This is a genomic window from Chryseobacterium sp. WLY505, from assembly GCF_030846215.1.
Taxonomy (GTDB): domain Bacteria; phylum Bacteroidota; class Bacteroidia; order Flavobacteriales; family Weeksellaceae; genus Chryseobacterium.
The window spans coordinates 228,638-245,324 of sequence record NZ_JAVCWI010000006.1 but is presented as its reverse complement, the minus strand read 5'-3'; the positions used below and the strand labels follow the sequence as shown (position 1 = coordinate 245,324).

Here is a 16,687-nt window from a genome sequence, read left to right as displayed (position 1 = left end):
TTTTGTTTAAATAAAAAAGCTGCGAAAATTATTCGCAGCTTTTTTTATAACAGTCGTGAGCTTACTCCTTGATAAACTTCTGTACAATTACTTTGTCTTTCAAGAAAACTTTGAGAATATAATTTCCTTTAGAAAGTTCAGAAACAGGAATGGAGTTTCCTTTTACATTTGTTGAGCTGATAATTCTTCCGGCTGCATCATAGATTTCAGCTTTTATAATTTCATTTTTAGATTGAATATGTAAAATATCTCTTACCGGATTCGGATAAACAGCAATAATGGTGTTTTCCTTATCGTTTTCAGCTGTTGCCAATACATTTTGAATACTTGTTGTATACGTATTGGTAACAATCGGGGCGTTGTAGTCGAAATAGATTTTTGCTGTATTGCTGAAGCTATCCCCAGGATTTAAGGTAGATTTTGTTTTAATTTTAAACGAAACATAACCGTCATTATTAGCATCGTCGAAAGGAAGCTGAATATTTTCAAAGATAAATTCCACCGTATTCGGACTGGTAATTCTTGTCACAAAATTATGGCTTCCGTTTAACGCTACCAGAGAAGAAATATCAAATTTAGTCGTGTCAATTTCATCTTTTACCACAATGTTCTGTGCATTGGCTGTTCCTGTATTTTCAAATCTGATCAGGTAATGTACATAGTCTCCAACCTGGGTTTGCGCAATAGTAGTTCCTTCAAGACAAGTCTTATCATTCGGGTCAAAAGAATTGACAACCGTTTGGTTCAATGTGAAGGTATTGTCAGCAGGTGTTTCGTCTGTAGCTCCATTGATTTGTGCGGTGTAATGTAAAATATCACCTCCATTTAGCGGTGGAGCCTGTGTTGGTGTATTTAATTTCATCGTTACAGTAATTTCTTTGGTTTCAAAAGGAAGGAGATTCGTGAAATTCCAGTTCAGTGTTCCGGAAGATTGAGAGCTTGGAGATGTCGTTGCAGACTGATAGACCATTCGGGTATGATCAAAATTAAAAGCGATATTTCCGGATTGTGTTCCTGTTCCTTTGTTTTTATAAAAGATTTTATATTGAGTAACAAATCCCGGAACTGCTGCCTGCATAGGAATAATAACAATTTCCAGATCATTATGGTTACCATTCGCTGTTAAACAAAAGTTCTGCGTATAAGGACTTATCTGTGTTGGGAAATTGGTAGTGAATGAAGGGGGCGTAATATTAAAATAAGAAGGATTTTCCAACACAGGAGAGATAGTGTTAGTTCCGTATGTCAGAGGGAAAGAATAAGATCCGAACGCATTTGAAATGGCCATGTTTTGCCCTAAAATATTGAATTTTTGAAAAGGTTTTAGCATGTCATTAATGTCGCATCCATTTGTGTTCATGTCATATCTTGTTTTACCCTGAAGGATAAAATAAGAAGAGCCTCCTGGTGTGAAAGAACAATAAGAATTTACAACAGCATTGGGTTGATTATAGGATGCTAATTGCGATATTACATAGTCAGTTTCTATAGGGTCAGTGCATACATATTGCAGCTGTGGTGTATTTGAAAAGCCAATGCCAAGATAATTATGCTTTCCGTTTTTAAGATTTAAAGTCTGTAAAGTAAGATTATTATCAAGATCAGCAATATCCAGAATAGTCTGCTTTGATAGATCAATATTCGTAAGCGAATTATTCATTACCTGAATACCTTTTAAGCCTTTTGCCTGATCAAATGCAATATTGGTTATATGATTATTATTGGCATACAAATAACCTAAAATTGGATTATTATTAAGTGTTAATGTGGTAAGCTGATTATTGTAAATATAAAGCATTCCAATCAGAGGGCTTGAACTAAAGTCCAGACTTGTGATTTGGTTGTCGTTAGCAAGAAACATTACCAATCCGGTATAAGGGGTTACGTCGAAAGTCTGGAACAGATTGAAGCTTATACTTAAATAGTTTACTAAAGAAGGATTAGGAATCGAAAGACTGCTTAGTTTATTACGAAATAATTCTAGTTTTTTCAAAGCTGTATCTCCGGCAAAATTAATACTTGTCAGAAATTGGTTTTGACTAACATTTACTTCTTCCAGTGCAGGGAGATTACTTAAATTTAAAGAAGTCATCGTTGAATTCTCCAGTGATAATTTTGTAAGATTAGGAAGTCCGGAAATAGTAAACCCACTAATGTTGGAAACAGAAATTTCTTGTAGCGAAGTGTTCTGGATATTTATAACGTTTCCCGCGCTGCCAAATTGTGCGGTATTTATAGCATTGCAGTTTTCAATCGTTACGTTACCTACTGTTCCGCCAGAAAAAATTAATTTTTGAAGGTTAGTATAATTACTGAAAAACAGATTAGAGGATATATCAGGATTTGTTAGTTTTAGCTCAGTTAAATTCGGAAATTCAGTAAGTACGGATAAACCTGTAATAGCATTTGAAAGATCAGATAGATTTATTTTATAAACCAGCGAAGCTTCCGATAGTTGAATCTGTCCATCATTGTTTGTATCCAAAGTAATAAAGTTTCCGGTAGAATCACTTGTTGCTCCGTACGTAAACAATTTTGTTTTCAAATAGGTATCGACATTTAATGTCTGAGCCTGAAACTGTGCAAACAGAATCATCAAAATGATTAAGTAGATTTTTTTCATGGATTAGTTTGTTATTTTTTTTATTCTTTTATAGAATTGATTGCAAAAATAAACCATTAAGACAATATCTTAATGGTTTATTTAATATTATTTTGATTTTATTACTGTTTCTCAATCAGGTCCAGAAACTGCTGCTCATCCAGAATCATAATAGTTCCGATATCCTGAGCTTTTTTCAGCTTGCTTCCGGCTTTTTCACCTACTACAAGATAGTTGAGATTTTTTGAAACCGCAGAAATATTTTTTCCGCCATGTTTTTCTACCATTTCCTCCGCAGATTCTCTGGTGAATAATGACAATTTTCCGGTGAATAAGAAAGTTTTTCCTTCCAGAACATTGGATAGAACTTCATTGGTGCTTTCTCCTTTTTCAAGCTGTACTCCGTAAGATTTCAATCGCTCGATCATCAGTACGTTTTCAGAATTCTGGAAGAAATCAACAATACTCACTGCAATTTTAGCTCCGATATCTTCTACCTGGCAAAGCTCCTCTACAGTAGCATTTTTCAGTTCTTCAATCGTCGGGAAGTTTTTAACCAGTTTCTTAGCCACTGTTTCTCCTACATGCTTAATCCCGATTCCATATAATACTTTCTCAAAAGGTATTTCTTTTGATTTTTCAATTCCTGTGATGATATTCTGGGCAGATTTTTCCGCCATTCTTTCCAGGGGAAGAAGCTGTTCTTTTGTTAAAACATAAAAGTCGGCAGGATTTTCAATCAGTCTTTCTCTGTACAGCTGTTCAATAGTTTCACTTCCAAGATTATCAATATTCAAAGCCTTTCTGGAAACATAGTGAATCATTCTTCCTACTACCTGTGGCGGACAGTGAAGCTCATTAGGACAGAAATGAATCGCCTGATCTTCAATTTTTACCAGTTCGGTACCACATTCAGGGCACTGTTTGATGTATTCTATTTCTTTGCTTTCTTCCGTTCTTTTATCTGTGTTTACCCCTACAATTTTAGGAATGATTTCACCTCCTTTTTCTACGTACACAAAATCATGTTCATGAAGATCCAGTTTTTTGATGATATCCTCATTATGAAGAGAAGCTCTTTTTACGATGGTTCCTGCCAGTAAAACAGGTTTAAGATTGGCAACAGGAGTAATAGCACCGGTTCTTCCTACCTGATAAGAAACGCTCTGCAGTTCTGTCTCTACCTTTTCTGCCTTAAATTTATAAGCCATTGCCCAACGTGGGGACTTAGCCGTATATCCAAGCTGTCTCTGCTGCTGTAATGAATTCACCTTTAAAACAATTCCGTCAATTTCAAAAGGAAGATGATGACGTTCGGTATCCCAGAAAGTAATAAATTCCTGTACCTCAGCCATCGTTTTACATAATTTGGCCTGCTGGGAGGTTTTGAAACCCCAGCTCTGAGCTTTCTGAAGCAGTTCCCAATGGGTTTCCGCAGGAACTTCATCAGAAATAAACTGATACAATACCGAAGAAAGGCCACGCTTTCTTACCTCAGCGCTGTCCTGCATTTTCAAGCTTCCGCTCGCAGTATTTCTTGGATTCATGAAGGGATCAAGACCTTCTTCCTCACGAAGTTTATTGATTTTGTCAAAGTTTTTCCGGGTCAGATAAATTTCTCCACGCATGAAAAAATGATTTGGGAAATCACCTTTTAAAGTCAAAGGAATATCTGAAATGGTTCTCACGTTTGGGGTAATTTCATCTCCCTGGAAACCATCACCACGGGTAACCGCCTGAGACAGTTTTCCGTTTTCATAAAGAATAGAAATGGATGCTCCGTCATATTTTAGCTCAGCAACAAACTCTACGGGATCTTCAATCGTTTTGATGATTCTTTTTTCCCAGTCTTCAAGATCGTCAAAATCATAGGAATTGTCCAGAGAATACATTCTGAATTTATGCTGAATGGTAGGGAAAACCTTGGTAACACCACCACCTACACGTACTGTAGGAGAATTTTCATCATAAAATTCGGGATACCTGGCTTCCAGATCCTGTAGCTCCTCCAGAAGCATATCAAATTCATAATCTGTAATAGTAGGAGTATCCAGTTGGTAGTAGTTATCGTTATGCTGGTGAAGCTCTTTCCGGAGCTGTTCTATCTTTTGTTGAATGTTTTCAGACATTGGGTTTCTATCTTTTGAGCAAAAATAACTAAAGTAATTGCATTTAAAAAATAACAGAATAAAATAGTATTGGAAAATTAAGAATACGTAATATGCTTTAACTGACTGGTTTTACAGAAATTAAAACACGTGTTTAAAGTAATTTAACATAAAGTTCTGATTTAATTAAAAAAATGTTAAAACTTTCTTAAACACCCCGCTGTTAAAGTCAAAATACCTTTGCACATCTGATTAAAAGAAACCTCAAAATCATCTATGAGTATGAAAATCAAAGAGGTTTCCTGGCGAACATCAAAAAATTAATCATAAAGATCTTCGGAAGAAATGAAAAAAGTAAAGATTGTACTGGGATTATTGTTTTTAGGGCTTGGGACAATGGCTTATGCACAGACCACGCAGGCTTCTATTGTAGGGAAAGTTACCGGACCGGGAAGTACGGCTCAGGAAAAAGTGAAAGTGACGATCGTGAATGAGTCCACAGGATTCAGAACGGAAACGGAAACCAACTCAAAAGGGGAATATATTTTTAAAGAAATTCCTTTGGGAGGACCTTACACAGTCATTGTAAATGAAGATAAAAAAGAAGGCTATAATGTCAACTTCGGAGATCAGGTGACTGTAAATATGGATCTGGGAAACGAAAAGACCATTGAGGAAGTAAAAATTACCGGAAATCTTAAAAACAAGATCGGAAACCTTGGAGCTGCCACAGCCATTTCAGCAAAAAACATCAGCATGCTTCCGGTGAATGGACGAAACTTTACCAATCTTACGGAACTATCTCCGTTAAGCGGAAAAGGAGGAAACCTTTCCGGGCAGCTTGGATCTTCTACCAACTTTACCATTGACGGGATGACTGCCAAAAATCCTACTTCTGCAGGATCTACTACCAGCCGAAGCGGTGCTCCTTTCTCCATCTCCATTGAAGCGGTACGTGAATTTAAAATCACAACCAACCAATATGATGTTACTTTGGGAAGAAGCGGAGGTGGAACAGTAAGTGCTGTTACCAAATCAGGAACCAATAAATTTTCCGGAAGTGCCTGGGAATATTTAAGAACCAACTGGCTTTCCAGCCCTTATGACATCAGAGGGAATAAAAGAGATAATGATTTCTCTACTTCCCAGTTCGGGTTTTCATTGGGTGGACCGATCATTAAAAACAAATTGCATTTCTTCGTAGCATGGGACCATCAGTTGGATTCAAGACCATTGGTCATTGCTGATATAAAGTCTCCGGATGACGAAAAAAGATTCAATACAACCACACAGACGCTTAATCAGTTTCTGGATATTGCAAGAGCTAAATATGGAGTAGGAAGCAGCCCGCAATTCGGAACTTTTGATAAAGTGAGAAACTCCGATGCCGCATTCTTACGTCTTGACTGGCAGATCAACGAAAAGAACTTATTGACGCTTAGAAATAACTTTACCTACGACCTTAATAAAAACGGATTGGGTGATAATACCAATATCAACTTCTTTGAATCTTACGGGAATGACAAAAACCTTGATAACAGCTTGTTGTTAACATTAAGATCAAACCTTCAGCCTAATCTGACCAATGAATTGAAGGCACAATATCTTTACACTTTCCAGGATAGTTATCAGAATAATCAATTAGGAAAACCTGTACCGAGAGCTATTGTGGAAGGAGTAGCTTCAAGTGCCGGATCTACCAATATTCAGATCGGAGGACATCGCTTTGCACAGGAAAGCTTTAGAAATAATGTGTTCCAGATAGTTGACAACCTATACTACAATACCGATAAGGTAAAATATACTTTTGGTGCTGATTTAATGTATACAACAGCAAAATCGGTATACGGAAGTGAGGTGAACGGAAGATTCCATTTTCAGGGGCTTACCAATTTTGATAATCTTACTCCATACAGATTCTACAGAGAAGTTCCTTTGATGGCAGATCCATCTGTAAGATCGAACATTTGGAACATTGGTATCTATGGACAGTTTCAGACTAAAGTGGCAAAAGGACTTGATTTGATGGCCGGTTTAAGATTAGACTACGGTGGTTATCCGAAAGCAGAATTCAACCAGAAACTGTTTGATGAAATGGGAATCAGAACAGATAATCAGATCAAATCATTTGTCATTCAGCCAAGATTCCAGTTTGACTGGAATATCAATGAAGGAAATAAAGACTTCCTTAAGTTCGGTGCCGGAATTTTCTCTTCAGATATCAACAATTATATGATCATCAACAACCTGGTATTTGATGGTAGACACCTTGCTACAGTGGATGTAAATCCTACGGCGATTGGTCTTACTCCTGATTTTAACAGTTACAGGAATGACTATAATTCTGTTCCGTCTCTTTCCCAGTATCAGATTCCAACAATTAACTATACTGGTAAAGATGCGAAAATCCCGATCGTTTATAAAGCCAATATTTCTTATACCCACTTCTTCAATGAAAGATTCAGAGCTGGAATTGCCGGATATATGGCTCTGGGTAGAAACAATTACTATTACTACGACAGAAACTTGGTGGCAAATCCTTTCTTTACTTTAGCTAATGAAGGCGGAAGAGGAGTATTTATCCCTACAGGTGCTATTACCAATAATGCCAATAACAGTGTAAGTTTCGATTGGAAACAGGGAAGAATCAATAATAATTTCGGAAGAGTACTGGAATTGGTAAGTGATGGTAAAGTAAACCAGTTCTCATTCGTATTGGATACAAGTTACCGTTACTGGAAAGATGGGGAAATCACAGCAAGTTACACATGGTCTGATATCAAAGACAATACTTCATACAACGGAAACGTAGCGAACTCTGCAACATTGTCTACCATGATTCAGAGTGATCCGAGAGATTTAAGAATGACGTATTCCGACAACCAGTTCCGTAATAAAGTGGTTATTTATGGGAACTCGCCTACAATTGCCGGATTTACCTTAGGGATCAGATATTCAGGTATTGGAGGAACTCGTTTCTCAGCGACAACCGGAGGAAATATCAATGGTGATTTCGTAGATTCCAATGATCTTGCTTTTATCTTCCCGAACCTTACCAAAGCTATTCTGGATGATCCACAGGTGGGACAGGCCCTGAAAGATTATATCAACGAATACAATGGTAAAATTGCTGAACGTAACGGAGGGAAGAATGGTTTCTATGGTGTGTGGGATGTACGTGTCGCTAAGAAAATAAAATTTGATAAGGTAGGAGCTTTCGAACTTTCTGTAGATATCTTCAACGTAGCCAACCTTCTTAACAAGGAATGGGGTGTAAACAAATCGTACGGAAACACGTCTCTGTATAAAGTGACGAAGTTCAATAAAGATACGATGCAGTACGAATACACCAAAAACGTAAGTGGAGGTGGTCTGGTTCCACTATCAGGAAATCCATATCAGATTCAGATTGGAGCGAAATACTCCTTCTAATATCTTTTTTTAAACCACAGAAGACATAAAAGAAATTGAAACGGCAGATTAATGGGACTTGAAGCCTTAGTTTTAGCCAGAAAATCTTTTATGTCTTTGTGGTTTTCATTTTTTAATAACTACCTTTATCAGGAAGTTTTACGACTTTATTTTTAATAATTTAAATTATATTATGAAAAATTTTATCTTAGGGTTAGCAGTTTTAAGTACAGTTATGATGAAAGCACAAACCCAGATCATTGCCCATAGAGGATATTTCCAGGCTCAGCCTCCTACCACGGAAAATTCACTTCAATCACTGGAGAATGCTCAGAAATTAAAAATATATGGGTCTGAATTTGATGTGAGAATGACGAAAGATGGTGTATTGGTAATCAACCACGATGAGCATCACGGTAAAATGGAAATTTCAGAAGCTACCTTCAAAGAACTGGAAGCATTGAAATTATCCAACGGAGAAAAATTTCCTACTCTGAAAGACTATTTAAAGCAGGGAAAAAAAGATAAATCTCTGAAATTGATCGTTGAAATCAAACCAGCCAAAACTCCGGAAATTGAAAATGAGATCACGGAGAAAACGATCAAAATGATTAAAGATATGAAGCTGGAATCTCAAAGTGAGTTTATTTCTTTTAGTCTTAACATTTGTAAAGAGATCAAAAAACTGGCTCCTGCCTTTAAAGTACAATATCTGAACGGTGAGCTGTCTCCGGAGCAGATCAAACAAGAAGGATTAGACGGAATGGATTACCACTACAGTGTTTTCCAGAAAAACCCTACCTGGATTGCGGATGCAAAAACATTAGGACTAATCACTAATGCCTGGACAGTAAATGATGTTGCCGTATACGATGAACTGAAAAAGCAGGGAATCGGGTTTGTAACCACTAACATCCCTGATCAGTTGAAAAACAAATAAACAACTCAAAACCTTTCAGAAATATTACAACTGAAAGACAAATATTCCCCTCCTCCGGAGGGGTGGCGAAAATTCAAAGAATTTTTGACGGGGTGGTCAAACGAAATATTTTAATCATCTCAACAAATAACCAAAAATTTATACAGTCTGCTCCTTATAAGGAAGCAGGCTTTTTTTTTAGGAGCTGAGAACTTCTTTTTGATAATGAATGAAGAAACAGGTGATTGAATTTTGATTTTAATGTTTTGTAATTCAGTGGTTTACCTGTTTTGTATAGTATTATCTCAATGCAAGACAATAAAGATACATAAATACAGCTTGGAAACCGTATTAAAAATACTTAATTGCTTAAGTGTTTGTTGATTAGCTGTTTAACTAATGTTATTAAGACTGGCTTAACATATGGTTTAATAAATTTTTAAGAAACGTTAAAGTCATGTTAAGGCCATCCTTATAATGTCGTTCTAATTTTGCGCAAACAAAAAGGAAATGCGTAAAGAGACACAAAAACTGTTGGTTTTGTCACTGTTAGGATTAGTCAGCGCCAATCTGGCAGCTCAGCAGAAAGCTAAAAAGGACACCATTAAAGGAATTGATGAAGTAGTTGTAACTGCTTTGGGAATCAAGAGGCACGACAGAGCTTTAGGATATGTTGCCGAGAAAGTAGATGCCAAAACATTTGAAGAAACCCAGAATAATAACTGGGCGCAATCTATGGAAGGCAAAGTGGCAGGCCTTAAAATCCAGACCGCCGGAGCAGGACCGTTGGGAACTTCCAGAATTACTTTGAGAGGGGAAAAATCCATCATGATGGATCATAACTATGCTCTGATCGTCGTAGATGGAGTACCATTGGGCAATTCTACCACTGGTTCCGGTACAGCAGCTTATGGAGCAGGTTCCGGAGGTGATGTTCCTATTGACCTTGGAAACGGATTAAACAGCATCAATCCTGATGATATTGAATCCGTAACCGTTTTAAAAGGAGCTTCTGCAGCTGCATTATACGGATCACGCGCTGCCAACGGAGCTTTAATGATCACCACAAAGTCAGGAAAAACAAAAAACGGAAAACTAAGAGTTACTTTCAATTCTTCCTCAAGTTTTGATTCCGTCTTGAAGTGGCCGGACTGGCAATATGAATATGGGCAGGGAACACTGGCCACCAATACAGCAGGAAATTTTTACTACTCTTATGGACTTTCCCCTGATGGACCAAGTACGGGGGGGACAAGTAGTGCCTTCGGTCCTAAATTTGCCGGACAATATTATTTCCAATACGATCCGAATGTGATAGGACAAAGTACGGAAAGACAATTATGGAGACCTTATGAAAATAATATCAAAGGCTTCTGGAGAACAGGTTCTACCTATTCCAACAGCATTTCCGTAGAAAGTTCCAACGAGAAAACAAGTTTCAGATCTTCACTTACTTACCTTAATAATGAGTGGATGATGCCGAATACAGGCTTTGACCGATTCAATTTTGCTTTATCTTTTGCGCATCAGCTTACCCAAAAATTAAAAATTTCTACAAAATTTGCTTATAACACTACTACCAGTGACAATCTTCCTGCGACGGGATATAACAACCAGTCGATCTCTTATTTCATGATTTTCCAGAATCCCAATGTAGATCTGGAATGGTATAAACCCATCTGGAAACCCGGACAGGAGCAGGTTGATCAAATCCATCCGTTCAGTTCTTATATTGATAACCCTTACATGATTGCTTACGAAATGCTGAATGGGGTAAGAAAGAAGACCATTACAGGAAATATCACAGCAGATTATCAGTTTAATAAAAATTTCAGTTTAATGCTGAGGTCAGGAATTGAAATTCTGAACGAAAAGAGAACCACCAAAAGACCGTGGAGCACTGCCAATTATCTGAAAGGTTTCTACAGAGAACAGTTTATCAAGAACCAGGAATATAATAACGACCTTTTATTTTCTTATAAAGCAGATTGGAATAAATTCAGTATCTCAGCTTCAGCAGGAGGAAGTATCCGTTATAATGAATATCTGCAGAACGATTATCAGGCCATCGGATTGAAAACCGCAGGCGAATACAGTCTTACCAATGCCCTTTCTATTCCGGTTAAGTATCCTGCTCCAAGAGATAAACATGTAGACAGTGTGTACGGATTATTGACGTTAGGATATGACAATAAAATATTTGTAGACTTTACAGGAAGAAATGACTGGAGTTCTACACTTCCAAAACAGAACAGGTCCTTCTTTTATCCATCAGTGAGTACCAGTTTCATTCTTTCGGATCTGTTTAATCTGAAAAGTAGTAATCTGAATTTATGGAAACTAAGAGCTTCATGGGCGAAAGTCGGGATAGACAGTGATCCCTATCTTTTGGATAATTATTATACAGCCAGCAACATTACAGGAAGTGTAACAGGGCCTACCACTTTTAATAATCCTACCCTTAAACCTGAGAAAAATACCAATATAGAAGCCGGTATGGATTTCAGCCTTTTCAGGAACCGATTGAACCTTAATCTTACCGCTTACCAGAATTTAAGTGAAAACCAGATTATCCCTGTCTCGTTGCCCACAGAAGCAGGATATTCCAAAAGAATCATTAATGCTGGAAAAATCCGAAACAGAGGTCTTGAACTTTCAGCCGATATCTTAGCTGTAAAAGGTAAAGATTTCTCCTGGAAAGTAGGCGGGAACTGGTCTACTAACGAAAACAGGGTAATGACCCTTCCTGAAGGCTTTGATGGCATCGTTTCCAATGTAGGAGATGTGGTCTTCTATAAAATGGAAGTAGGAGGTTCGCTGGGAGATATGTATGGATTTAAATTATTAAGAACCCCTGACGGAAAAGTAATTTATGGAGACAACGGACTTCCCGCCAGACCTGCAGATATTGAAAAAGTAGGAAATGCATTCCCGAAATGGAGAGCCGGTCTTCAGAATGATTTCAAGATTAAAAACTTTACAATCAGTTTCTCCTTTGATGGGCAATATGGAGGTATTGCATATTCACAGTCCCATCACAAAATGTCTGAACAAGGTAAGCTGAAATCGACCCTTCCGGGAAGAGACAACCCTGGCGGAATGATTGTAGGAGATGGAGTCGTTCAGAATCCTGACGGATCTTTCAGTACAAACACAAAAGGAGTACTGGTATCCTCTTATTACGGAGATTACTACCGAAGAGCGAATGTAGAAACCAACAGCTTCAGTACAGACTTTATTAAACTGAGAGACGCGAGAATTGCCTATTCTTTCCCGAAAGAAACCATCAAATCTATAGGTCTGGATGACCTTACTATTGCCATTTTCGGAAAAAATCTGTGGATGTGGACGAAGTTTCCGATGTTTGATCCTGAAGTAGCTACCCTGGATAATGCAACCATTACTCCGGGCGTGGAGATGGGACAGCTTCCAACAGCAAGAACAATTGGTTTCCAGTTAAATCTTAAATTCTAAAATCTTTAAAAATGAAAAAAATAATCATACATCTGACACTGGCGGCTTCTGTTTTTATGCTTCAGTCGTGCGACAGAACCTTTGAGGAAATAAATACAGATACCAGTAAAGTTAAAGACCCTTCCGTTGGCAGCCTTCTCGCTCCCGTCCAGTATGAAATGGGAAGTTATGGCTATAACAGGGCAGATGATTTCACCTTTGATATCATGCAGATCGCTTTAGACTTTCCCAATGAAGGAAATTCCTACAGCAGATATTATATGGATGAAAAAAGTGGTAACGGATACTGGAATACTTCTTACAGGTGGCTTAAGCAGGTAAGCGATCTTAGAAAATATGCAACAAAAGAACAGAATAACAATTACCTGGCTATTTCAATGGTCCTGAACGCATGGATTGCCTCCAATCTTACGGATGCTTTTGGTGATATACCTTTATCCGAAGCATTAAGAGTTGAAGAAAATATTTTAAGACCAAAATACGATAAGCAGAAAGATGTCTACATCCAGCTGCTAAACGATCTGAAAACAGCTAACTCGTTATTCAATACCACTCAGGCATTAACGGAAACAGATTTGTTTTATAATGCCAATACCAACAGTCAGACTGGTATTTTAGGATGGAAAAAATTCTGTAACTCTCTTTCATTAAGATTACTGACCAGAATTCTAAGCCGGAACGGAGAAGTAAATGTATATGAACGTATTCAGGAAATTATCAATAATCCGGCTCAATACCCAATTTTCCAGAATAACACAGACAGTGCAGTGCTGCCACTTTCCGGAATATCTCCCTACTTGCCGCCAATAGCCCGTCCACAGGATTTTACAGCTTACAGGGCAGCAGGTGAATTCTTTGTTAATGCTATGAAAGATAATAATGATCCGAGACTGAGCCTATTTTTTACTAAAGCTAAAGCAACGTCAGGAGAAGATCTTGGTTATAAAGGAGCTCCGTCAGGATATGCTCTGGGAACATCTTTCAATTATCAGCCTTCTAACCTAAACCAGAACCTGGCGAAAGCACCTTTAAAGATTTTAATCATGACCTATTCTGAAGTTCAGTTTATTCTGGCTGAATTGGTTAACAAAGGAATTATTGCAGGAAATCAGCAGACCTATTACGAGACAGGGGTAAAATCTATAATCGAACAATGGGGAGCAACAGTTCCTGCCAATTACTTCAGCAATCCAAACGTAGCCTATGATGGTTCTTTGCAAAAGCTTATGCTTCAGAAATATATTTCGCTGTTTTTTGTAGACCATCAGCAATGGTATGAGTACAGACGTACGAAACTTCCGGTACTTCCAAATAACGGCGGACTTCAGAACGGTGGACAGATGCCTGTAAGATTTATGTATCCTACTGCGACAAAAGTGATGAATACAGACAATTATAATGCAGCTGTACAATCCATGGGTGGAGACAATATCAATGTGAAAATGTGGTGGAATAAATAGTAATTTCAATTGAAAGATTTAAAAATAATTTAAAGATTTAAAAAATTATGAGTATCAATATAAAATTTATAATGCCTTGTATGCTGCTTTCAGCAATGGCTTTCTCACAGGCTTCTGTTGCCGGATACGTATACGAAGACAGTAACAAAAACCAAAAGAGAGAAAATCGTGAAAAAGGAATAGAAGGTGTAGCTGTTTCCAATGGTATCCAGGTAGCTCTTACCGATAAAAACGGAAGATACAGCCTGCCGGTTCAGGAAGATCAGACGGTTTTTGTCATCAAACCTTCAGGATATCAAACGGCTTTAAATGCTAATAACTTACCACAGTTTTATTATCATCATAAACCAAAAGGTTCTCCGGCAGATTTTAAATACAAAGGAGTTGCTCCCACAGGAGACCTTCCCAAAGAACTGAACTTCCCGCTTTATAAGCAAAATGAAGACAGGAATTTTGATATTCTGGTTTTCGGAGATCCGCAGCCTTACACAGAAAAAGAACTGGATTACTTCAAAAGAGGAATTGTAAATGAGGTGAAGAATACCAAGAAAAATGCAGTGCTGGGAATCAGTCTGGGAGATTTGGTGGGAGATAATCTCAGCCTTCAGAAGCCGTATGCAGATGTAATGAGAGAAGTAGGACTGCCATGGTATAATGTAATGGGAAATCATGACATGAATTATGATGCAAAAGAAGATAAACTTTCCGATGAAACATTTGAATCCAATTTCGGTCCGGCTAATTATTCTTTCAATTATGGAAACGTGCACTTTATCATTCTGGATGATATTCTTTATCCAGATCCGAGGGATGGCAAAGGATACTGGGGTGGTTTCCGTGAAGACCAGCTTCAGTTCATCGAAAACGATCTGAAACTGGTTGATAAGAACAAACTGATCGTCATTTCTTTCCATATTCCGTTGGAACATAACAACGAAGACAATTTTAGAAATGCCGACCGTCAGAAGTTATTTGATTTTTTGAATCCTTTCCGGAATGTATTGCTTTTATCAGCACATACCCATATCCAGCAGCAGATTTTCTACGGCAAAAAAGCAGGCTGGAACGGAATCAAAGAATTACACGAATATAATGTTGGAACTACCTGCGGCGACTGGTATTCAGGAACACCCGATGATGCCGGACTTCCTACCTCAACCATGAGAGACGGAACGGCAAAAGGATATTCTTTTATCAGCTTTACAGACAATCAGTATAAAGTGAAATACAGAACTGCCGGAAAACCGGAAGACTATCAGATCAAATTATATGTTCCGAAAGTGATTTCTTCGTCAAGAACCTCAGCAAAAGTGCTCGCCAATTTCTTCATGGGAAGCAAAAAAGACAAAGTAGAATACAGAATAGACGGTGGAAAATGGGAAGAAATGGAATATGACGAAACCATCGACCCGAATTTTGCTCTTTCTGTTTTCAAATGGGATTCTACAGAGAAAATTCTTCCGGGAAGAAGACCTTCTAATCCTGAAATGTCAAAACATATCTGGGAAGCAGATTTTCCTAAGAAATTAGCATTAGGAAAACACAAAGTTGAGGTGAAAGCTGTAGACATGTATGGAAATGAATTCTCAGCTTCAGAAGAATTTGAAGTTCAGAACGCCATCCAGATTCCTTAAGCTTTTTATTTTTTTTACTATACCTTTTTTTAGATTTTGAAACCGGTTCTTATGAGCCGGTTTTAATTTTTATCGAGGTTTAGATAAACCATAAAAGTCACAAAAGTTTTTAAGCTATACTTTGAATATAAGAAGCGCACTTAAGTTTTATAAAAATCTAAGTTTTCATCTTATGTTAACTTTTATACAGGATGATTGTAACTTTTAAATATTCTCACTAGTAATCATCTTTTGTGACTTTTGTGGTTGTATAAAATATAAGTTAAATCTGTGTTTTCACCGCCTCATAAAAATGTTCTTTCGTAACTTTGTATCAAGAAAAGTATCATTACTATGAATATAAACGGAAAAAATGCCATTGTAACAGGTGGTGGAAGAGGACTAGGGAAAGCCGTAGCATTAGCTTTAGCCAATGAAGGAGTAAATGTTGCCATTACAGGAAGAAACGAAGAGAACCTTAAAATGACGGTTGAAGAAATCAAAAAATTAGGAGTACATTCAGCCTACGCAGTATTTTCTGTAGACAATGAAATTCAGGTAAAAGCTGGAATAGAATCTTTAGCAGAACAATTGGGAGGAATTGATATTCTGATCAATAATGCAGGAATCGGAGACTTTGGGTCTATCGAAGAAATGCCTTCCGAAACATGGGAACAGGTGATTAAAACCAATCTTTTCGGTGTGTACTATGCAGCTAAGGCAGCTTATCCATTTATGAAAGCTAAAGGAGAAGGTGATATCGTAAACGTAGCCTCTACTGCAGGTTTGAAAGGAGGCCCGAATATGTCTGCATACGCAGCGTCAAAAGCAGCCGTAGTATCTCTTTCTCAATCCATGATGGCAGAATGGAGAAAACAAAATATCCGTGTGATCACACTGACTCCAAGTACCATTGCTTCTGATATGAGTATCCAGGGAGGTCTTACAGACGGAAATCCAGATAAAGTATTACAACCGGAAGACTTTGCAGAATGGGTAAGAGATATCCTGAAAATGAACAGAAGAGCATTAATTGCAAATGGTTCTATTTTCTCTACAAATCCATAAGAGAGTTAAAATTTAAAATTCAAGGTTTAATG

The 16,687-nt window shown here is 37.6% G+C and carries 8 protein-coding genes; 6 read left to right on the top strand and 2 right to left on the bottom strand.

The window, feature by feature from the left end:
* Nucleotides 1-61 precede the first annotated feature (61 nt).
* Nucleotides 62-2,623: a T9SS type A sorting domain-containing protein gene (locus RAH34_RS14730; protein ID WP_306596616.1), complete on the bottom strand. Its 2,562-nt coding sequence runs from the start codon at nt 2,621-2,623 to the stop codon at nt 62-64.
* A gap of 101 nt (nt 2,624-2,724) precedes the next feature.
* Nucleotides 2,725-4,731, bottom strand: a complete 2,007-nt coding sequence (gene ligA, locus RAH34_RS14725) for an NAD-dependent DNA ligase LigA (RefSeq protein WP_306596615.1) — start codon at nt 4,729-4,731, stop codon at nt 2,725-2,727.
* Nucleotides 4,732-5,055: 324 nt separating this feature from the next.
* On the opposite strand from ligA, the gene RAH34_RS14720 reads away from it, so the two are divergent.
* The 6 genes from RAH34_RS14720 (at nt 5,056) to RAH34_RS14695 (ending at nt 16,655) form a co-directional block, all read left to right on the top strand.
* The gene (locus RAH34_RS14720; RefSeq protein ID WP_306596614.1) at nt 5,056-8,142 is read left to right on the top strand and encodes a TonB-dependent receptor; all 3,087 of its coding nucleotides are present in this window, start codon (nt 5,056-5,058) and stop codon (nt 8,140-8,142) included.
* 172 nt (nt 8,143-8,314) lie between these two features.
* Nucleotides 8,315-9,061 carry a glycerophosphodiester phosphodiesterase family protein gene (locus RAH34_RS14715; RefSeq protein ID WP_306596613.1) on the top strand — a complete coding sequence of 249 codons (747 nt, stop codon included), beginning with the start codon at nt 8,315-8,317 and terminating at the stop codon, nt 9,059-9,061.
* Nucleotides 9,062-9,550: 489 nt separating this feature from the next.
* Nucleotides 9,551-12,514 carry a SusC/RagA family TonB-linked outer membrane protein gene (locus RAH34_RS14710; protein WP_306596612.1) on the top strand — a complete coding sequence of 988 codons (2,964 nt, stop codon included), beginning with the start codon at nt 9,551-9,553 and terminating at the stop codon, nt 12,512-12,514.
* An 11-nt stretch (nt 12,515-12,525) separates the two neighbouring features.
* Nucleotides 12,526-13,974, top strand: a complete 1,449-nt coding sequence (locus RAH34_RS14705) for a SusD/RagB family nutrient-binding outer membrane lipoprotein (RefSeq protein WP_306596611.1) — start codon at nt 12,526-12,528, stop codon at nt 13,972-13,974.
* A 71-nt stretch (nt 13,975-14,045) separates the two neighbouring features.
* Nucleotides 14,046-15,608 (top strand): calcineurin-like phosphoesterase C-terminal domain-containing protein, encoded by a 1,563-nt coding sequence (locus RAH34_RS14700; protein WP_306596628.1) that lies wholly within the window; start codon nt 14,046-14,048, stop codon nt 15,606-15,608.
* A gap of 333 nt (nt 15,609-15,941) precedes the next feature.
* Nucleotides 15,942-16,655, top strand: a complete 714-nt coding sequence (locus RAH34_RS14695) for a 3-ketoacyl-ACP reductase (protein WP_062676455.1) — start codon at nt 15,942-15,944, stop codon at nt 16,653-16,655.
* Nucleotides 16,656-16,687: the final 32 nt, after the last annotated feature.

Coding starts and splice junctions, on each gene's coding strand:
- RAH34_RS14730 (WP_306596616.1), bottom strand. CDS start 2,623: ATGAAAAAAATCTACTTAATCATTTTGATGATTCTGTTTGCACAGTTT.
- ligA (WP_306596615.1), bottom strand. CDS start 4,731: ATGTCTGAAAACATTCAACAAAAGATAGAACAGCTCCGGAAAGAGCTT.
- RAH34_RS14720 (WP_306596614.1), top strand. CDS start 5,056: ATGAAAAAAGTAAAGATTGTACTGGGATTATTGTTTTTAGGGCTTGGG.
- RAH34_RS14715 (WP_306596613.1), top strand. CDS start 8,315: ATGAAAAATTTTATCTTAGGGTTAGCAGTTTTAAGTACAGTTATGATG.
- RAH34_RS14710 (WP_306596612.1), top strand. CDS start 9,551: ATGCGTAAAGAGACACAAAAACTGTTGGTTTTGTCACTGTTAGGATTA.
- RAH34_RS14705 (WP_306596611.1), top strand. CDS start 12,526: ATGAAAAAAATAATCATACATCTGACACTGGCGGCTTCTGTTTTTATG.
- RAH34_RS14700 (WP_306596628.1), top strand. CDS start 14,046: ATGCCTTGTATGCTGCTTTCAGCAATGGCTTTCTCACAGGCTTCTGTT.
- RAH34_RS14695 (WP_062676455.1), top strand. CDS start 15,942: ATGAATATAAACGGAAAAAATGCCATTGTAACAGGTGGTGGAAGAGGA.